The organism is Streptomyces sp. SID3212, assembly GCF_009865405.1.
Classification (GTDB): Bacteria; Actinomycetota; Actinomycetes; order Streptomycetales; family Streptomycetaceae; genus Streptomyces.
Genome location: NZ_WWJY01000265.1, coordinates 1 through 18,673, shown reverse-complemented (window position 1 = coordinate 18,673; position 18,673 = coordinate 1). Strand labels below are relative to the sequence as shown.

The 18,673-nt window shown below is 70.1% G+C and carries 20 protein-coding genes; 4 read left to right on the top strand and 16 right to left on the bottom strand.

Going from position 1 to position 18,673, the window contains the following annotated elements; genetic code table 11:
- The first annotated feature begins 22 nt into the window (after positions 1-22).
- Positions 23-1,201: a S8 family peptidase gene (locus tag GT042_RS08050; protein WP_161308015.1), complete on the top strand. Its 1,179-nt coding sequence runs from the start codon at positions 23-25 to the stop codon at positions 1,199-1,201.
- Positions 1,202-1,261: 60 nt separating this feature from the next.
- On the opposite strand, the gene GT042_RS08045 is transcribed toward GT042_RS08050, so the two are convergent.
- From GT042_RS08045 to GT042_RS08000, 10 genes are all read right to left on the bottom strand, one after another.
- Entirely contained in the window at positions 1,262-1,825 is a 564-nt protein-coding gene (locus GT042_RS08045) for a hypothetical protein (RefSeq protein WP_161308014.1), read from the bottom strand.
- Between the two features lie 249 nt (positions 1,826-2,074).
- Positions 2,075-3,214, bottom strand: coding sequence for a bile acid:sodium symporter family protein (locus GT042_RS08040; RefSeq protein WP_161308013.1), 1,140 nt, complete (start codon positions 3,212-3,214; stop codon positions 2,075-2,077).
- A gap of 11 nt (positions 3,215-3,225) precedes the next feature.
- Positions 3,226-3,573, bottom strand: a complete 348-nt coding sequence (locus tag GT042_RS08035) for a hypothetical protein (RefSeq protein ID WP_345943712.1) — start codon at positions 3,571-3,573, stop codon at positions 3,226-3,228.
- 29 nt (positions 3,574-3,602) lie between these two features.
- Entirely contained in the window at positions 3,603-4,469 is an 867-nt protein-coding gene (locus tag GT042_RS08030) for an isocitrate lyase/PEP mutase family protein (RefSeq protein ID WP_161308012.1), read from the bottom strand.
- 230 nt (positions 4,470-4,699) lie between these two features.
- Complete coding sequence (locus GT042_RS08025) at positions 4,700-5,299, bottom strand: DUF4291 domain-containing protein (RefSeq protein WP_161308011.1); 600 nt, start codon at positions 5,297-5,299, stop codon at positions 4,700-4,702.
- A complete protein-coding gene (locus GT042_RS08020; RefSeq protein WP_345943711.1) occupies positions 5,296-5,949 on the bottom strand; it encodes a S1 RNA-binding domain-containing protein in 654 nt (217 codons plus the stop codon). Before GT042_RS08020 ends, GT042_RS08025 begins: the two co-directional genes overlap by 4 nt.
- Before the next feature lie 227 nt (positions 5,950-6,176).
- A complete protein-coding gene (locus GT042_RS08015; RefSeq protein WP_161308009.1) occupies positions 6,177-6,368 on the bottom strand; it encodes a DUF397 domain-containing protein in 192 nt (63 codons plus the stop codon).
- A 40-nt stretch (positions 6,369-6,408) separates the two neighbouring features.
- A complete protein-coding gene (locus GT042_RS38835; protein ID WP_161308008.1) occupies positions 6,409-6,600 on the bottom strand; it encodes a DUF397 domain-containing protein in 192 nt (63 codons plus the stop codon).
- Positions 6,601-6,641: 41 nt separating this feature from the next.
- Positions 6,642-6,833, bottom strand: a complete 192-nt coding sequence (locus GT042_RS08005) for a DUF397 domain-containing protein (protein ID WP_161308007.1) — start codon at positions 6,831-6,833, stop codon at positions 6,642-6,644.
- On the bottom strand, positions 6,820-7,644 hold the full coding sequence (locus GT042_RS08000) for a helix-turn-helix transcriptional regulator (protein WP_161308006.1): 825 nt from the start codon (positions 7,642-7,644) through the stop codon (positions 6,820-6,822). Before GT042_RS08000 ends, GT042_RS08005 begins: the two co-directional genes overlap by 14 nt.
- A gap of 122 nt (positions 7,645-7,766) precedes the next feature.
- Here GT042_RS08000 and GT042_RS07995 point away from each other — a divergent pair, with 122 nt between their 5' ends.
- Positions 7,767-8,177, top strand: coding sequence for an ATP-binding protein (locus tag GT042_RS07995; RefSeq protein ID WP_161308005.1), 411 nt, complete (start codon positions 7,767-7,769; stop codon positions 8,175-8,177).
- A 24-nt stretch (positions 8,178-8,201) separates the two neighbouring features.
- Here GT042_RS07995 and GT042_RS07990 read toward each other — a convergent pair whose 3' ends face one another.
- The 5 genes from GT042_RS07990 to iolC all read right to left on the bottom strand — a co-directional run bounded on the left by GT042_RS07990 (position 8,202) and on the right by iolC (position 14,548).
- Positions 8,202-9,701, bottom strand: a complete 1,500-nt coding sequence (locus tag GT042_RS07990) for a CoA-acylating methylmalonate-semialdehyde dehydrogenase (RefSeq protein ID WP_161308004.1) — start codon at positions 9,699-9,701, stop codon at positions 8,202-8,204.
- 77 nt (positions 9,702-9,778) lie between these two features.
- Positions 9,779-11,653 carry a 3D-(3,5/4)-trihydroxycyclohexane-1,2-dione acylhydrolase (decyclizing) gene (gene iolD, locus GT042_RS07985; RefSeq protein ID WP_161308003.1) on the bottom strand — a complete coding sequence of 625 codons (1,875 nt, stop codon included), beginning with the start codon at positions 11,651-11,653 and terminating at the stop codon, positions 9,779-9,781.
- Entirely contained in the window at positions 11,650-12,609 is a 960-nt protein-coding gene (iolB, locus tag GT042_RS07980) for a 5-deoxy-glucuronate isomerase (RefSeq protein ID WP_161308002.1), read from the bottom strand. Before iolB ends, iolD begins: the two co-directional genes overlap by 4 nt.
- Positions 12,610-12,626: 17 nt before the next feature.
- A complete protein-coding gene (locus tag GT042_RS07975) occupies positions 12,627-13,508 on the bottom strand; it encodes a deoxyribose-phosphate aldolase (protein ID WP_161308001.1) in 882 nt (293 codons plus the stop codon).
- On the bottom strand, positions 13,505-14,548 hold the full coding sequence (gene iolC / locus GT042_RS07970; protein WP_161308000.1) for a 5-dehydro-2-deoxygluconokinase: 1,044 nt from the start codon (positions 14,546-14,548) through the stop codon (positions 13,505-13,507). Before iolC ends, GT042_RS07975 begins: the two co-directional genes overlap by 4 nt.
- Before the next feature lie 122 nt (positions 14,549-14,670).
- Between iolC and GT042_RS07965 the strand changes: the two genes are divergently transcribed.
- Together GT042_RS07965 and GT042_RS07960 are read left to right on the top strand one after the other, a co-directional pair.
- Positions 14,671-15,582, top strand: a complete 912-nt coding sequence (locus GT042_RS07965) for a sugar phosphate isomerase/epimerase (protein WP_161307999.1) — start codon at positions 14,671-14,673, stop codon at positions 15,580-15,582.
- A gap of 258 nt (positions 15,583-15,840) precedes the next feature.
- Positions 15,841-16,035 carry a MerR family transcriptional regulator gene (locus tag GT042_RS07960; protein WP_161307998.1) on the top strand — a complete coding sequence of 65 codons (195 nt, stop codon included), beginning with the start codon at positions 15,841-15,843 and terminating at the stop codon, positions 16,033-16,035.
- 99 nt (positions 16,036-16,134) lie between these two features.
- On the opposite strand, the gene GT042_RS07955 is transcribed toward GT042_RS07960, so the two are convergent.
- Positions 16,135-18,468, bottom strand: a complete 2,334-nt coding sequence (locus GT042_RS07955; RefSeq protein ID WP_161307997.1) for an MMPL family transporter — start codon at positions 18,466-18,468, stop codon at positions 16,135-16,137.
- Between the last annotated feature and the right edge of the window lie 205 nt (positions 18,469-18,673).

The window sequence follows — 18,673 nt, the reverse complement described above, 5'->3', positions numbered from 1 at the left end:
ACGAAAGGTCAGGTGCACGACAATGCCATCCTCTGTACGCCGCCTCGGCGCGCTGATCCCCGTGATCGCCCTCGCCGCCGGTCTCCAGTTCGCCGCGGCCCCCACCGCACAGAGCGCGCCCACCGGCGAGGTCCGTCTCGCCGCCGCCGGCACGGCCGTCGAGAACAGCTGGATCGTCATCCTCAAGGACGGTTCCACCAGCGCCGCCGATCTGGGCGCCACCCCGCAGCACGTCTACCGCACCGCCCTCAAGGGCTTCTCCACGACGATGTCCACGGCCGCCGCGCGCAAGATGGCCGCCGACCCCCGGGTGTCGTACGTCGAGCAGAACGCGACCGTCCGCCTCAACGCCACGCAGGCGAACCCGACCTGGGGCCTCGACCGCGTGGACCAGCGCGACCTGCCGCTGTCGGCGTCGTACACGTACAACACGACGGCGTCGAACGTGAACGCGTACATCATCGACACCGGGATCCGCACCACGCACGCCGAGTTCGGCGGCCGGGCGTCGGTCGGTACGGACACCGTCGGCGGCGGCCAGAACGGCCAGGACTGCCAGGGCCACGGCACGCACGTCGCGGGGACGGTCGGCGGCGGTACGTACGGGGTCGCGAAGGGCGTCAAGCTCATCGCCGTACGGGTCCTGAACTGCCAGGGTTCCGGTACGACGGCCGGGGTCGCCGCCGGCATCGACTGGGTGACGGCCAACGCCGTGAAGCCCGCCATCGCCAACATGAGCCTGGGCGGCGGCGCGGACACCGTCCTCGACAACGCGGTGCGCAGGTCGATCGCCAGCGGCATCACGTACGCCATCGCGGCGGGCAACGGCAACGCGCTCGGCACTCCGCAGAACGCGTGCAACTACTCGCCGGCCCGGGTCGCGGAGGCGATCACCGTCGGCGCGACGGACAGCACCGACCGGCGGGCGTCGTTCTCCAACTTCGGTACGTGCCTGGACCTGTTCGCGCCGGGCGTGAGCATCACGTCGGCCTGGCGGACCAGCGACACCGCCACGAACACGATCTCCGGTACGTCGATGGCCACCCCGCACACCGCCGGGGTGGGCGCGCTGTACCTGGCGACGCACCCGACGGCAACGCCGCAGCAGGTCAGGGACGCGCTGGTGGCCGGCGCGACGAACAACAAGGTCATCAACCCGGGCACGGGCTCCCCGAACAAGCTGCTCTACTCGCTGTTCTGAGCCGACGCGGCCGTCCGCCCCGGAGGGCCCGCCGATCGGGCGGGCCCTCCGGGGTCGCGGTCAGGCGTCGGCGCCCGTGGGCTCGGCGGCTGCGGGAAGCCGGCTGCTGAGTGCGCGGAAGCGGCCGAGCTTCGGCCGGATTCTGGAATCAAGGCTCCACGTGGCGCCGGCGAACGCGTAGAAGAGCGCCAACGACGCGAAGACATAGCCGATCGAGGTACCGGGGTCGGTCGTCCCGGGACTCCAGGGGAGACCGAAGGCCTCGGCGGACGACCAGATCCCGAGGGAGAAGACCGCGCTGCCCACGAAGACCAGGTTGCTGAACGCGCCGAAGATCAGACCGAGCGCGATCAAGCTCTCCACGATCGCGGTGCCGACGGCGAACAGCATGGGGTGGGCCGAGCCCACGGTGTGCCAGAAATCGAGCCACTGATGGATGACGGGCGTGTGCACGGTCGAGGCCGCACCCAGATCGGCGCTGATGGTCTGCCCGTGGATGAAGCCGGGCTGCCACTTGAACGTGGCGTCGGCGGCCCAGAGTAGGCCGAATCCGATCCGCACGACGGCGGCGCCGTGGAGTCTGCGCAGCCCCGGCGACGAGGGATGCGGAGAACGGGCGGACACCACCGGTCCTGGCGCTGGGCGCCGGGTCATAGTTGCCATAGGGCGTATCCGTTTCAAGAGCGGCGTATGTACATATTTCAACCAATACACCGCATATCGCCGCTTTGTGTGACATTCAAGTAAAATAGTTGGTGATGTGGCGCGGGAACCTCCAGGACGGCGTTCCCCGCGCGGGGGCGATCAGTTGGCCGCCCCCGCGCGGGGATCTGCCGGACGTTTCGAACCGCGCGTACCCGGCCCCGGGACTCGTCAGGCTCCCGTGGGCGGGGCACCCCGTTCCAGTGATTCGGTCGGACCCACGTGCCGTGCGGGAGCGGGGACACCAGTAGCGGCAGCCGTGCCAATGTCCGCGGCTGTGGCCGTCGCTGTGGCCGTGTCTGTGCCGTCGGAAGGTTCCGACACGCGGGACCAGCGGTTCGCGATCACCGAGCAGACCGCGAGCTGGAGTTGGTGGTAGAGCATCAGCGGCAGGATCACGAGCCCGGCCGATCCCCCGAACAGCACCGCCGCCATGGGCAGTCCCGTCGCAAGGCTCTTGTTGGAGCCGCAGAACACGACGGTGACGCGGTCCTCCCGGCTGAATCCGAGGCGCCGGGCGGCGAACGACGTGGTGGCGAGCGCCACCGCCAGCAGGAGTCCGGTCAGACAGGACAGCGCGATCAGCCGGCCAGGGGTCACCTGGTGCCAGATCCCTTGCGCCATGCCCCTGCTGAACGCCGTGTAGACCACGAGGAGGATCACTCCCCGGTCCAGCAGGCCGAGCGACTTCTTGTGGCGCCCGATGAACGCGCCGATCCAACGGCGTACCAACTGCCCCGCCACGAAGGGCAGAAGCAGCTGGCTGCCGATGGACAGCAGCCCGTGGTGCGAGAACCCGACGTCGGAGCCGACCAGCCAGGCCGCCAGCAGCGGGGTGGCGATCATCCCGAACAGACTGGAGTACGTGCCGGCGCAGACGGCGGCCGGGACGTTGCCACGCGCCGTGGAGGTCAGCGTGATCGACGACTGGATGGTCGAGGGGACCACACAGAGGAAGAGCAGACCGATGTAGAGCCGCTCGGTGAGCAGATGGGGAACGAGGAAGCCCGCGGCCAGCCCCAGCAGAGGAAAGAGCACGAACGTGCTGGCGCCGACCGTGAGGTGGAGCTTCCACTGCCGCAGACCGTCCACCACCTCGCGGGTGGAGAGCCTGGCGCCGTAGAGGAAGAACAGCAGGGCGATGGCGACGTCCGCCGTGCCCTCCGCGAGCGTGGCGCCCCGGCCGGTCGCGGGCAGGAGCACCGCCAGCCCGACCGTACCGAGGAGTGCCATGACGTACGGGTCGACCGCCCCGGGCAGGCGTCGCTTCCAGGAGGGGCGCGGGGGTGGGGCCACGGGCGTCGTCTCCATCTCACTCACTCTCACTCACTGCCCTCGCCCTGCCAGGGCGGATGCCCGACCGCGACCGCGTCGGGTCCTGACACCTCACGCGATTCCACGTCGATGGCGCCGCCGCCCCCGTCGTGGTCGCTGCCCGCCGTGCCCTTGCTGTGGAGCAGGGTGTTGAAGGTCCGGTCGATCTCCAGGATCGAGTCCCGGGACGAGTTGTCGACCACCACCAGCCCGATGGTCTGGGCGGGGCGCGCCCGGTCCTCCGACTCGTCACCGTCGTCGTCGCCGTCGTCGAGGGCCTGCGCGACGGGACGGGGCAGTGTGTCGTCGGTGGCGTGCGCGGCGGCCGCGCCGTACAGCAGGCTCGCGGCCGCCACGACAAAAAGCCCGGTGGAGCGTAATTGATTCACTGGGCCGGGACCGGTGCGCGGTGTTCGTGGTGCCTGCTGATGTTCTTCTCCAGCAGTTCGGTGGCCGCCTTGACCCCGACGGCGCCGGTGTGCGCCATGGCGGGCAGTCGCCCGTCGGCCGCTTTCAGTTCGAGCAGCGCGCTGTCGATCGCACTGTGCGCGGCGAAAAGGCACGGGGTGCTGTAAATGGCCACGTCGACGTGGAGATCCGTGAGTTCGGTCAGCGAAAGGCGGGGCGACTTCCCACCCGCGATCTGGTTGAACAGGAGAGGCTTCGAGCCGACGACTTCGCGAATACGGCTGATCCATTCGACGCTGCGTACGCCGTCGACCAGGACGACGTCCGCGTCCGTCTCGGCGAGGGCGGCGGCGCGGCGGATGATCTCGGATTCCTCGGTGGCGTCGGTACGCGCGACGACGAGCAGGTCCCGCCTGCTCTTCAGCACGAGGTCGAGCTTCTCCAGGTACTCCTCCAGCGGCAGGATCTGCTTGCCGTCGGCGTGCCCGCACCTCCGTGGTCTCTTCTGATCCTCCAGGATCACTCCCGACGCCCCGGCCCGCTCCAGGCGTTGCACCACGTGGCAGGCCACCTCGGGGTCCACGTACCCGTCGTCGATGTCGACGAGCAGATGGTGCGTGGGGAAGGCGAGACGCAGCCGCTCGGTGAACTCCACCATGTCGGGCCAGGCGATGAATCCGATGTCGGGCAGCCCGTAGTGCGAGGCGGCGAAGCCGAATCCGGAGACGAAGAATCCGTCGTAGTGCTGGGCCGCGATGGAGGCCGAATACATGTCGTAGATCCCGATGAGGGGCGTGGTCCCCGGCGCTTCGACAGCGGCTCGTAAATCGGTTCCGTACTGCATGCGCGCTCCTCGGTAAAGAAATCGGCCGCGAGTCGGCCGACGTTCTGATCTCAAATGTTCCAGAGACTCAAGGAATAGTAAAACCAAACGCGAATGCAGCACCCGTTTGAAGAAACAAAGCAGGTCACAGCCATACCTACGAATTTCAGACGACACTACGAACCGTGCCGGAAGTTTCGTTTCTCTGCCACGCGGAATGGGGCGTGAAGAATATTATCCGCGATGCGCCGTCACGACAAAAGAAGCTCCGCGGCAACGGATCTCTCGTACGGGTACGGAGTCTCCGCCGGCAACAGCGAGGCGGCGGCGTCCAGTTCCCCCGCACGCACGTGTTCGTGCACCCGGTGTGCGAGCGGGGTCACGTCGGTGACGGCCACGGTCCACTCGTCGGCGTACTTCCGGGCGGCGTCCCCCGAGAGCCCGAGCTGGAGCGAGCGGTACGGCAGCGCGGACAGCCGCAGGTCCCGCTCCGGATCCCACTGCACGCGAGCGGGCGCCCGCTTCAACTCCCGCTTCCAGGAGGCCTGATCGGCGTGCACACCCCGGGTGTAGTGCGACAGACACGCGTGCCGCAATGCCCAGTCGAACCCGTCCCGCGAGATCTCCACGGCGAGAACGGTCTCCTGCCCCTCCTTGAGCCCCCACCCGCAGCGGTACATCATCCAGAGGAACGAGGGCTTGATCCACGTCATCCGGTCCCGCTTCCACACGTCGGGAAACCGCCCGTCCCGCGCGGCGGGCAGGCCGATGGCCGGCGGGTACGCCTGGTAGACGGTGATCGTCTCAGCGGTGTGCAGCGCGCGGATCTGGCGCGTCGGGATTGCCGTCACAGTTCCCCGCCCTTGTGCGACCACAGATCACGCAGGGTCAGCCTGCGCCGTGGTAGGTCGATTTCGGTGACGACGACCGTGACGTCCTCACCGACCTGGAGCGCCTGCTCCGTTGTTTCCGCGAGCGGCCGGGGGAGATCCCGAAGATGGACCAGTCCCTCGATGCCGTCGGCGACCCGGACGAAGACGCCGAACGGGACCACCTTGGTGACCTGCCCGCGCAATCTGCGGCCCACCGGGGTCGCTTCGGCGAAAGCCGCGAAGGGATCCGGCAGCATCGCTTTCAAGGACAGCCTCGCCTCTCCGTTCCAGTCGTCGAACTGGAGGAATTCACAGGAGACTTGATGTCCGACCCGAACGATGCCCGATACGGCTTCCACGCGCCACCAGGACAGTTCGGGGATCGTGATGAAGCCGACGCCGGGGAAGACGGGGTGGTCGGGCCCGTCGTCCAGCGAAACGAACACGCCGAAGCGCTCGATCGCGGCGACGGTGCCGGTAAGGATCTCCCCGCGCTGACGCGTGGTCAGGAACGCCCAGAGTTCCGGGTTCTCGGTGGCGGTCATCGCCAGCCGGACCCGTCCGGCATCCAGGTCGACGGCCGTCACCTCACCGGTGATCCGCCCGCCGACGTTCACGGCTGTAGCCACATCCCAGCGCCAGGAGATGTCCCCCGGCCGGACGCTCCCCAGCGGGCGCGCGGCGAATCCATCCAGGACCACCGTCAGCCCGTCCGAACGCGTGATCTCTCCGACGGTCCCACTACAGAGGTCACCAACACGGATCCCGGCCAGAAAGTCCCGCACAGCCTGATCCCCCGATGCCGCCCCCATGCCGTCCACCGTCTCATGGGCGGCGCGGTGACGACGTGGTCGGGCTAGGCCAGTTCCCCACCCTTGAGGGCGGCAACGAAGGAGGCCCACGCCGGAGCCGGGAAAGCCAGAGCGGGGCCGTGGGGGTTCTTGGAATCGCGGACAGGGACGTGCGCGTATCCGTCCGCGACCTCCAGGCAGTCGCCATTGCTGGGGCCGCTGTAGCTGGACTTCCGCCAGCGCTCACTGCTGATCATGTTCGTACTCCTCTGCTACGGCCCTGGTCAGGGCGAGCGACTACGACAGTTCCCCACCCTTGAGGGCGACAACAAAAAGGGCCCACACCGGGGCCGGAAAAGCGAGCCTAGGGCCCTGGGGCGCCTTGGAATCGCGCACTGGAACGTGCGCGTACCCGTCCGCGACCTCCAAACAGTCGCCGTTACCGCCGCCGCTGTAGCTGGACTTCCGCCAGCACTCACTGCCGGTCACGTTTGTGCCCCCTCTGCTACGGCCCTGGTCAAGGCAAGCGACTACGACAGTTCCCCACCCTTGAGCGCGGCCACGAAGGAGGCCCAGGCCGGAGCCGGGAAAGCGAGAGCGGGGCCGTGGGGGTTCTTGGAATCGCGGACAGGGACGTTGGCGTACCCGTCGGCGACCTCCAGGCACTCGCCTCCGCCGCCACCGCTGTAGCTCGACTTCCGCCAGCGCTCATTGCCGATCATGCTCGTATTCCTTTGCTACGGCCCTGGTCAGGGCAAGCGACTCCACCTGCGACAACGCCTCTCCCAGAGCCATATCGTAGGCGGCCTGACACTTGCTCACCAGGGCCGGATCATCCATCAAGTTCCCTGTGTACAGCCCTTCGACGTAGGCAACAGGCGCAGTGTCCTTGAAGCTGAGCAACGTGAGCAGACTCTCCATCAGCGCATGCGCTCCGCCTCGGAACGGCAAGACGTGATATCGCAGCCGCCCCGCTTCGGCCAAGTCCGCGATCTTGTGGAGCTGTTGAGCCATTGCCTGCGCGCCACCGACTTCCCGCCGGAGCACTGCCTCGTCCAGGAGGGTCCACACTACGGGCCCCGATGGGGCAGTAAGGATCTGAGCTCGTTCCATGCGGTTGACAACATGCTGGTCAATGTCGGTGTCCCAGTGATTCGGCAGGTAGGCGCGGAACACCTCGCGCGCATACGCCTCCGTCTGGAGAAGGCCCGGGATGAGCGTGAGTCCGTACTGCCGGATCTCCGTGGCGTATCGCTCCAACTCCGCGGCCTCCGCGAAGTAGTTGACGAACTTGAGGTCCAGGTCCCCCAGCCACCGCAAGAAATACCCGTCCGTCCCCAGCGCCTGGTCCAGGCGCCTCGCGTCCTCCGGGTTGGGTAAGCGGCGGCCCGCCTCGAAGTGGCTGATCAGTGTGGGCGAGCACACCACCACCTCGCTCAGCGCCTCCTGCGTCAGGCCCGCGGCAAGGCGGCGGAGTCGCAGTTCTTCGCCGTACTTCTCCCTGAGTGTCAGCGACTTCCGTGCCTCCGGCATGGGACCAGCTCCTCACTTGAAACGCGTGCTGTCAGGCGAAATCACCTAGAAGCGTAGCGAGTCAAGCTCCAGGCTGTGAGCGAATCATCACATTCAGCAACGGACTTGGAGGTGGCGGCCAGATGGCTCTCGACCCGAACGGCACCGTCGTCATGCGGTGGAGCCGGCATCCGCGATGTGTGGGGCTGGCGCGGCTGGAACTGCGGAAGGCGCTCCTGGGGTGGGGGCTGTCGTCCTTGGAGGACTCCGCGCTGCTCGTTCTCTCGGAGCTGCTCACCAACGCGGCGCGGCACGCGCGGGTTTCGCCGGGGCGGGAGATCGAGACCCGGTTCTTCGGCACGCCGGGAGGCCTCCGGATCGAGGTCCACGACGCGTCCTCCGACAAGCCCGAGCAGCGTACGCAGGATCTCGACGCCACCGACGGGCGCGGGCTCGTGCTGGTCGCGGCGCTGGCCGACGCGTGGGGGGTCAGTGACCGGCTCGGGCCGGGGAAGATGGTGTGGGCCGAGCTGGTACCCCCGCCGGGTGGCTGAACGGCGCCGGCGGGGGGGGCCGTGTCAGTGGTTGCGGGGGAAGCCCAGGTCCACGCCCGCCGGGGCCTCGGACGGGTCCGGCCAGCGGGTGGTGACGACCTTGCCGCGTGTGTAGAAGTGCACGCCGTCGTTGCCGTAGATGTGGTGGTCGCCGAAGAGGGAGTCCTTCCAGCCACCGAAGGAGTGGTAACCCACCGGCACCGGGATCGGTACGTTCACGCCGACCATGCCGGCCTCGACCTCCAGCTGGAAGCGGCGGGCGGCGCCGCCGTCGCGGGTGAAGATCGCCGTGCCGTTGCCGAACGGCGACGCGTTGATCAGGGCGATGCCCTCCTCGTACGTCTCCGTACGCAGCACGACCAGCACCGGGCCGAAGATCTCGTCGCGGTACGCGTCGGAGTCGGCGGAGACCTTGTCGAGGAGGGACAGGCCGATCCAGTGGCCGTCCTCGAAGCCCTCGACGGTGTGTCCCGTACCGTCCAGGACGACCTCCGCGCCCTGGGCCGCCGCACCGGTGACGTACGAGGCGACCTTGTCGCGGTGGGCCTTGGTGATCAGCGGGCCCATCTCGGAGGCGGGGTCGTTGCCGGGGCCGATGACGATCTTCTCGGCGCGCTCGCGGATCTTGTCGACCAGCTCGTCACCGATCGCGCCGACCGCCACGACCGCCGAGATCGCCATGCAGCGCTCACCGGCGGAGCCGTACGCCGCAGAGACCGCCGCGTCCGCCGCCGCGTCCAGGTCGGCGTCCGGCAGGACCAGCATGTGGTTCTTGGCGCCGCCGAGGGCCTGGACCCGCTTGTGGTTGGCGGAGGCCGTCGTGTGGATGTGCCGGGCGATCGGCGTGGACCCCACGAAGGAGACGGCCGCGATGTCCGGGTGCGCCAACAGCGCCTCCACCGCGACCCGGTCGCCGTGCACCACGTTCAGCACCCCGTCGGGCAGCCCGGCCTCCGAGGCCAGCTCCGCGAGGAGGTTCGCGGCGGACGGGTCCTTCTCGCTGGGCTTGAGGACGAAGGTGTTGCCGCAGGCGACGGCCAGCGGGAACATCCACATCGGCACCATCGCCGGGAAGTTGAAGGGCGTGATGCCCGCGACCACACCGAGCGACTGACGGATCGAGGAGACGTCGACCCGGCTGGAGACCTGCGTGGACAGCTCGCCCTTGAGCTGCGTGGTGATCCCGCAGGCCAGCTCCACGATCTCCAGCCCGCGCGCGACCTCGCCGAGCGCGTCGGAGTGCACCTTGCCGTGTTCGGCGGTGATCAGCGCGGCGAGGTCGTCGCGGTGGGCGTCGAGGAGGGCGCGGTAGCGGAAGAGGATGCCCGTCCGCTGGGAGAGCGACGACGTGCCCCACGTCGCGTACGCGGCCTTCGCGTCGGCGACCGCGGCGTCCACCTCCTCGGCGGAGGCGAGTGCGACCTGGGTGGTGACGGCTCCGGTCGCCGGGTCCGTGACGGGGCCCCAGTTGCCCGAGGCGCCCTCGACGGTCTTGCCACCGATCCAGTGGTGGACGGTCTTCATTGCGTTACTCCCTCAGAAATCGCGGTCACAGGACGCGCTCACAGATCGCACTCACCGATCGCGGCGACGGACCGTGCTCACAGGTGGCGGCGCCGGGCCCGGGTGTGCCGGTCGTACTCCTCACGGGCCTTGACCGCCGCCGCGCGGGTCGCGGTCTCCGCCACGGGAACATCCCACCATGCCTGGGCCGCCGGCACGCCCGACACTGTGTCTGCGGTTTCGGTCTCCACGTAGACACATGTGGGGCCCTCGGCCGCGCGTGCCTCCGCGAGTGCTTCGCGCAGGTCACGTACGGTCTTGGCGCGGATCACCCGCATCCCGAGCGAGGCCGCGTTGGCGGCGAGATCGACGGGGAGCGGGGCGCCGGTGAACGTGTCGTCCGCGGCCCGGAAGCGGTACGCCGTACCGAACCGCTCCGCGCCGACCGACTCGGACAGACCGCCGATCGAGGCGTATCCGTGGTTCTGGACCAGGACGACCTTGAGGGGCAGCCGCTCCTGCACGGCCGTGACGATCTCGGTCGGGTTCATCAGGTACGTACCGTCCCCGACCAGTGCCCAGACGGGCCGGCCCGGCGCGGCGAGCTGGACGCCGATGGCCGCCGGGATCTCGTATCCCATGCACGAGTAGCCGTACTCCACGTGGTACTGGTCGCGGGAGCGGGCCCGCCACAGCTTGTGCAGGTCACCGGGGAGCGAACCGGCCGCGTTGATGACGATGTCCTCGTCCGTCACCAGCGCGTCCAGCGCGCCGAGGACCTGGGCCTGGGTGGGCCGGGTCAGCTCCTCGTCTGCGGACAGGGCGGCGTCGACGCGCTGTTCCCACCGCTCCTTGTCCTCCCCGTACTCCACGGCGTAGGCGGGGTCGACCCGGTGGCCGTCGAGGCCTGCGGTCAGCCCTTCCAGTGCCGTACGGGCATCCGCCACCAGGGGATCGGCGGCCAGCTTGTGGGCGTCGAAGCCGGTGACGTTGATGTTGAGGAAGCGGACGCCGGGGTGAGCGAACAGGGTGGCGGACGCCGTCGAGAAGTCCGACCAGCGCGTACCGACCCCGATCACCAGGTCGGCGGTCCTGGCCAGTTCGTCGGCGGTGGCGGTCCCGGTGTGGCCGATGCCGCCGACGTCGCTGGGGTGGTCGAAGCGCAGGGAGCCCTTGCCCGCCTGGGTGGAGGCGACGGGCACCCCGGTCGCGTCGGCGAACGCCGCCAGGGCGTCCTCCGCGCGGCTGTGGTGGACCCCGCCGCCCGCGACGAGCAGCGGACGGCGCGCTTCCCGTACGAGCCTGACCGCCTCGGCCAGTTCGTACGGATCGGGCGCCTGGCGGCGCACGCGCCAGACGCGCTCGGCGAAGAACTCCTCCGGCCAGTCGAACGCCTCCGCCTGTACGTCCTGCGGCAGCGCGAGCGTGACCGCGCCGGTCTCGGCCGGGTCGCTGAGGACGCGCATCGCGGCGAGCGCGGCCGGGATCAGCGCCTCGGGGCGGCTGACACGGTCGAAGTAGCGGGAGACGGGCCGCAGGGCGTCGTTGACGGTGACGTCGCCCGAGGAGGGGGCTTCGAGCTGCTGGAGGACGGGGTCGGCGGGACGGGTGGCGAAGGTGTCGCCGGGGAGCAGCAACACGGGCAGGCGGTTGATGGTGGCGAGGGCGGCGCCGGTGACGAGGTTGGTGGCGCCGGGGCCGATGGAGGTGGTCACGGCGTGCGCGGAGAGGCGGTTGCTCTGGCGGGCGTACCCCACCGCGGCGTGCACCATGGCCTGTTCGTTTCGTCCCTGCAAGTACCTCATGTCCCCGGCGGACTCGACAAGGGCTTGGCCGATACCCGCCACGTTGCCGTGCCCGAAGATGCCCCAGGTCGCGGGGATCAGGCGCTGGCGGTGGCCGTCCCGCTCGCTGTACTGGCGGGCGAGGAACGTGATCAGCGCTTGGGCGACGGTGAGACGGCGCGTGCTCATCGGGGGTCCTCCTCGGCTCGGTCCCCGGCGGTGGTGGCGCGGGGGTCGGTACTCGGCGCGGCGGTGGCCTCGTACAACGGCAGGCGCGGGTCCACGGGTTGGTCCGGCCAGGTGTCGCGGATCCAGCCGTGGTCGGGGTGGTCCCGGATCAGCCACTCCCGCGACTCCCCCGGTCCCGCCATCACGTTGAGGTAGTACATGTCCCGGCCGGGCGCGGCGATGGACGGGCCGTGCCAGCCGTCGGGGATGAGGACGGTGTCGCCCGTACGGACCTCGGCGAGGACGTCCGTACCGCCGGGGCGGGAGGGCGAGACCCGGTGGTAGCCGAGGCCGTCGGTCCTGCCCTCACCCCCCGGGTCGATCTCGAAGTAGTAGATCTCCTCCAGCTCGGACTCGACGCCGGGGGTGTGCTCGTCGTGCTTGTGCGGCGGGTAGGACGACCAGTTGCCGCCCGGTGTGAGCACCTCGACCGCGATGAGCCGGTCGCATTCGAAGACGCCGGCGGCGGCGAAGTTGTTGACCTGGCGCGAGCAGGTGCCCGCGCCGCGCAGCTCGACCGGAACCTCCGGCGCGGGGCCGTAGCGAGCGGGGAGTCGTCGCTCGCACTTCGCTCCTGCCAGGGCGAAGCGGCCTCCCGCACCGGAGGCGATCTGCGCATGGGCATCGCGCGGTACGTACGCGAAGTCGGTGACCCCGCCGAACACGCTTTCCCTGCCCAGCAGTTCAAAAAACTCGCCCTCCGTGTGCACCGTACAACCGCCGGTGAGCGGAAGCACGATCCATTCACTGTCCCCCGTGGCGAGCGTGTGGGAACCGCCCGGGGGCAACTCCAGGACACGCAGGGCGCTGTGGGCCCAGCCGGCCCGCTCGGGGTCGATGTCCAGGGCGTAGGGGCCGCGTGCCGAACCGCCCGCCCGCACGTGGCGGCCGGACGACCGGTCGTGATGGTTCGTCATGGGGTGTCCGTACCCTCCTAGAGCAGTCCGACGGCGGTGTCGACCGCCGCGGCCACGTCCCCGTCGACCGGATAGAGCAGCGAGCGGCCCACCACCAGGCCCTGCACGGTGGGCAGTTGCAGCGCCTTGCGCCACTTCTCGTACGCGCCCTCCTGGTCGTCGCCGATCTCACCGCCCAGCAGGACCGCCGGGAGCGTCGAGGTCTCCATCACCCGGGCCATATCGTCCGGGTCCTGGGTAACGGGAAGCTTCAGCCAGGTGTACGCGGAGGTACCGCCGAGTCCCGAGGCGATGGCTATCGAGCGCGTCACCGCCTCGGCGGACAGGTCCGTGCGGAGCCGGCCGTTCTCGCGGCGGCAGATGAATGGCTCGACGAAGACGGGGAGCCGGCGCTCGGCCATCGCGTCGACGGCGCGGGCGGCGGAGTGGAGGGTATCGACCGACGCGCTGTCCTGGTAGTCGATACGGAGCAGCAGTTTGCCGGCGTCGAAGCCGGAGCGGGCCAGGTCCTCGGGGCGGTGTCCGGTGAAGCGGTCGTCCAGTTCGAAGGCGGCGCCGGCGAGGCCGCCGCGGTTCATCGAGCCGATGACGACCCGGTCCTCCAGGGCGCCGAGGAGCAGCAGGTCGTCCAGGATGTCGGCGGTGGCCAGGACGCCGTCCACGCCGGGGCGGGAGAGGGCCAGGCAGAGCCGCTCCAGCAGGTCGGCGCGGTTGGCCATGGCCAGGCGGCGGTCACCGACGGCGAGGGCGCCCCGGGCGGGGTGGTCGGCGGCGATGATCATCAGCCGGCCCGTGGAGCGGATCAGGGGGCGCCTGACCCGGCGGGCGGCGGCCTCGGCGACGGCTTCGGGGCGGTGGGTGCGGAGCCGGACCAGGTCCGACACGTCGACGCGGCTCATGAGGTGGTCCGCTCGGGCTCGGTGGGCATCGGTCCGCCGGCGAGGACCTGGGTGACCTCGCCGTCGTACGGCATGGCGGAGGAACAGGCGAGGCGGCCGGCGACGATCGCGCCCGCGGCGTTCGCGTATCTCATGGTGTGCTCCAGATCCCAGCCGGCCAGCAGGCCGTGGCAGAGGGCGCCGCCGAACGCGTCGCCGGCACCGAGTCCGTTGACGACATCGACGGGGACGGGGGGTACTTCGGCGGTGGCGCCGTCGCGGTGGACGGCGAGGACGCCCTTGGGGCCCTGTTTGACGACGGCCAGCTCGACACCGGCGGCGAGCAGCGCGCGGGCGGCGGCGTACGGCTCCCGCTCCCCGACGGCCACCTCGCACTCGTCCAGGTTGCCGACGGCGACGGTGGCGTGCCGCAGCGCCCGCGCGTACACCTCGCGGGCGGCGGCGGCCTGTCCCGGGCCCGGCTCCGCGTCTTCGTTCCGGTCCTGGTCCGGCTCCCCGCCCTCGGGCCAGAACATCGGCCGCCAGTCCAGGTCGAAGACGGTGATCCCGCTCCGGTCACGTGCCTCCAGCGCCGCGAGGGTGGCGGAGCGGCTGGGCTCCGCGCAGAGGCCGGTGCCGGTCATCCAGAAGATCCGGGCGGACCTGATGGCGTCCAGGTCCAGTTCGTGCGGGTGGATCTCCAGGTCGGGGGCCTTGGGCTCGCGGTAGAAGTAGAGCGGGAAGTGGTCCGGGGGGAAGATCTCGCAGAAGGTGACCGGGGTCGGGTACCGGTCGACCGGTGTCACCCAGCGGTCGTCCACCGCGAACTCCCCGAGGGCCTGGTGGAGATAGTCCCCGAAGGCGTCCCGGCCGGTGCGGGTGATGACGGCGGTACGGCGGCCCAGGCGCGCGGAGGCGACGGCCACGTTGGTCGCGGAGCCGCCCAGGAACTTCCCGAACGTGTCGACCTGGGCCAGCGGGACCCCGGTCCTGAGGGGATAGAGGTCTACCCCGATCCGCCCCATGGTGATGACGTCGTACGGCTCGTACGGCTCGGGCATATGTGTCCTCCGGTCTCGGCCACCCCAGGTGTAGTGCTCCGCCCCGCGCCCTGTCAATGTTTTGTCCTGACATTCGGACGAAGGCTTGACACTCTTTCCGAATGGCCGGAAAGCTGACCGTTATGACTTCATCCGTACCCCCACTGAACCGCATCCGCGTCGGGTCGGCCCCCGATTCGTGGGGGGTGTGGTTTCCCGACGACCCGCGACAGGTGCCCTGGCGGCGTTTCCTCGACGAGGTGTCCGAGGCCGGCTACGAGTGGATCGAGCTCGGCCCGTACGGCTATCTGCCCACCGATCCCGACCGGTTGGGCGAGGAGACCGCGAAGCGCGGGCTGAAGGTCTCGGCCGGGACGGTCTTCACCGGGCTGCACCACGGCCCCTCGGTCTGGGACAAGACCTGGGAGCATGTTTCGGACATCGCGGCGCTCACCCGGGCGATGGGCGCCGACCATCTGGTGGTCATCCCCGCCTTCTGGCGCGACGACAAGACCGGTGAGGTGCTGGAGGACCGGACCCTCACCCCGGCGCAGTGGCGCGACCTGACGACGCAGACCGAACGCCTTGGCCGCGAGGTGCGGGACCGTTACGGCCTGCGGATCGTCGTCCACCCGCACGCCGACACCCACGTCGACACCGAGGAGAACGTCAACCGCTTCCTGGACTCCACCGACCCGGAACTGGTCTCGCTCTGCCTGGACACCGGGCACTACGCCTACTGCGGCGGCGACAGCGTCAAGCTGATCGAGACGTACGGCGAACGCATCGGCTACCTGCACCTCAAGCAGGTCGACCCGGAGATCCTCGCCGAGGTCGTGGCACACGAGGTGCCGTTCGGACCGGCCGTCGGGCGGGGCGTCATGTGCGAGCCGCCGGCCGGCGTTCCCGCGCTGGAGCCGGTGCTGGCGGCGGCGCAGCGGCTGGACGTGGACCTCTTCGCGATCGTCGAGCAGGACATGTACCCCTGCCCGCCGGACAAGCCCTTCCCCATCGCCACCCGTACCCGCCGCTTCCTGCGCAGCTGCGGGGTCTGAGACCGGCGCCACCGAAGCACCTCCGGTCGCCCATGACCTCTCGGGCGATCATGTGCCGTATGTGTCACAAGAATCCCCTTTCTGTCACACATATCTCCATTACGCGGGTCTTCCGTCACAGGGGGGCGACAGACCCAGTCTCCCCATCACTCTCCGTCGTTCATCGGGCACAGGCTGAGTGATCGCCAGCGTCTTTGCCGCAGCTCCCCCGACGGCCCCACAGGCCGCCCCTGCGGCGGACGCAAGGAGGTGCCACTGATGACGGACAAAGGACTCTGGTCGTACAAGGAGATCGCGGCGCACATCCGGGTGCAGCCGGACACCGTCCGCTCGTACCGGAAACACGGGCTGCTCCCGCCGCCCGACCATGTGGAGAACGGCAAGCCCTACTGGTACGCGGACACCGTCCGCACCTGGGTGGCCAACCGGCCCGGCAACAGAGGGTCCAGATGATCCCGGCGCGCCGGACCTGACGGGCCGACAACACGGACGAAGGGGGCGATGACCCGGCCGGGCCCCGTACCGCACTTCGGTACGGGGCCCGGCCGGGTCTCATACGCCCGCCGTGTCCCGTTCCCGTACAGGCGGCTGCCCGCCGTCCGGCGTGTCCGCCACCGGCTCCCCCGCACCCTCGCCCTCACTCAGGCCGAACCGGTCGTGGAAGCGGCGCAGCGGCCCCGGTGCCCACCAGGTCGCCGTGCCCGTCAGCTTCATCACCGCGGGGACGAGGAGGCTGCGCACCACCATCGCGTCCATGATCACGGCGAGGGCTATCCCGAGGCCCAGCATCTTCGTGTTGGTGACCCGCGAGGTGCCTATGGCCACCATCACCACCGCGAGGATCACGGCCGCCGCGGTGATCAGCCCGCCGGTGCGCCGCAGGCCGAAGGCCACCGCCCGGTCGTGGTCGCCGCTCCGGTCGTACTCCTCCTTGATCCGGGAGAGCAGGAACACCCCGTAGTCCATGGAGAGTCCGAAGGCGATGCAGAACATCAGGACCGGCAGGGTCGTGTCGATGTCCCCGGTCGGGGTGAAGCCGAGCAGTCCCGAGAGATGGCCGTCCTGGAAGACCCAGACCACCGCGCCGAACATCGCCGTCAGGCTCAGCGCGTTGAGCACCACCGCCTGGACCGGGATCAGCACACTGCCGGTGAGGAGGAAGACCAGCACCAAGGTCACCACCACGATGACGGCCAGCGCCCAGGGAAGCTGGTCCGCTGTCGCACCCTTGGAGTCGACCAGCGTGGCGGCCGGACCGGTCACCGAGGTGTCGAACGGCGCCGGCACGGCACGGAGAGCGGTGACGAGGTGCTGGGCGGTCTCCCCGATCGCCTCCCCCCGGGAACTGACGGTGAAGTACGCGTGCGTGCCCGAGGTCACCGGGCCGTCGACCCGCAGCACCCCTGGCAGGGCAGCCGCCCGGTCGCGGAAGTCGGTGTACGCGGACGGCGTGGCGGCCCCCTCCGCCACCACGTACAGCGCGCCGCTGGGCCCGGCCGGGAAGCCACGCCCCATCTCCTCCTGGACCACCCGGGTCTCGGCGCTCGTCGGCAGCTGACGGTAGTCGGAGGACCCGAACGTGACGCCCAGGAAGGGCAGTCCGAGCAGGACAAGGCCGGCGGTGGTGGCCACCGCGAAGAGCGGGGCCCGCCGCATCACCAGCGCCGCCGTACGCCCCCATCCGGACGCCTCCTCGGCCGCCGCCGTCTGCGCGGCGGCCACGGGCTCCCCAGCCGCCGGAGCCGTACCCACAGGGGCCGTACCCGCAGAGACCGCACCCACCGGATCCGAACCCGCAGGGACCGTGGCGGGCCCGCGTCCGCGACGGCGCAGCAGCTTCCGCAGATCCAGCGCGTTCACCCGGTGTCCCAGCAGCATCAGCGTGGCCGGCAGCAGGACGAGCGCCGCGACGGCCGCCAGCAGCACCACCGCGATTCCCGCGTAGGCGAAGGACCGCAGGAAGAACTGGGGGAAGACGAGCAGCGCCGCCAGCGAGGCCGCCACGGTCAGCGCGGAGAACAGCACCGTCCGCCCCGCCGTACGCATCGTGGTGCCCACGGCCTCCCGCACCTCCGCCCCCGCCGCCAGCTCCTCGCGGAACCGGCGCACGACGAACAGCGCGTAGTCGACCGCCAGTCCGAGGCCCAGCGCCGTGGTCAGGTTCTGCGCGAAGACCGAGACGTCCGTCAGCTCCGTGATCCCGCGCAGCACCGCGTTCGTCCCCAGGATGGCGACGATGCCGAGGCCCAGCGGCAGCAGTGCGGCGACGGCGCTGCCGAACACCATCACCAGCAGCACCAGCGTGACCGGCAGGGCGATCAGCTCGGCCCGCAGCAGGTCCTCCTGGATCAGGGTCTGCATCTCGTGCTGCACGGCCACGGGCCCGCCGAGCGAGACCGTCAGAAGCCCCCGCGCCCCCTCGTACGAGGGCGCTATCCGGTCCAGCACGTCGGCGGCCGTCTTCTCGTCGCCCTCGATCCGGGCCGCGACCAGCGCCTGCCGCCCGTCCTTGGCACGCAGCGCGGGCGCGCCCTCCTGCCAGTACGACCCGACTCCCGTGATGCCCCGTTCGGCCGCCAGCCGGTCCGTGAGCTTCCTGGCCTCCGCGGCGACCGCGGGGTCGTCGACGCTCCGGGTCCCGCTGTCGACGAGCAGGAGCAGATTCGGCTGGGAGGCGGGGAACTCCCGCTCCAGCGCCTTCGTCGCGTAGCTCGACTCGGCGTTCGGGTCCTGCCAGCCGCCGCTCGCCAGCCGGTCGCCGACCCCGCTCCCGGCGACCACGGCCAGCGCCGTGACGACCAGGGCCAGCAGCAGGGTCAGGCGCGGACGCGCCGTGACGATCCTGGTCCAGCCGCCGCGGCGCGGCTCGCTGTTGACATCGGACATGGTGCGGTGTCCCCTTCACCGTGACCCAAAGTAAGGGTCGGACAGCGCCATAGAATGGCAAATACGAGTCGTCGCTCGCATTGATCCAAGAATGCGAGCGCCCACTCGCGTTTGTCAACCCGATCAGGAGAGCTGGGGATAACCGTGCAGGAGGCGAAGAGGAGCGGCGGCGCGGCGGCGGCCGGGGCCGGTGCCGACGCGGGAG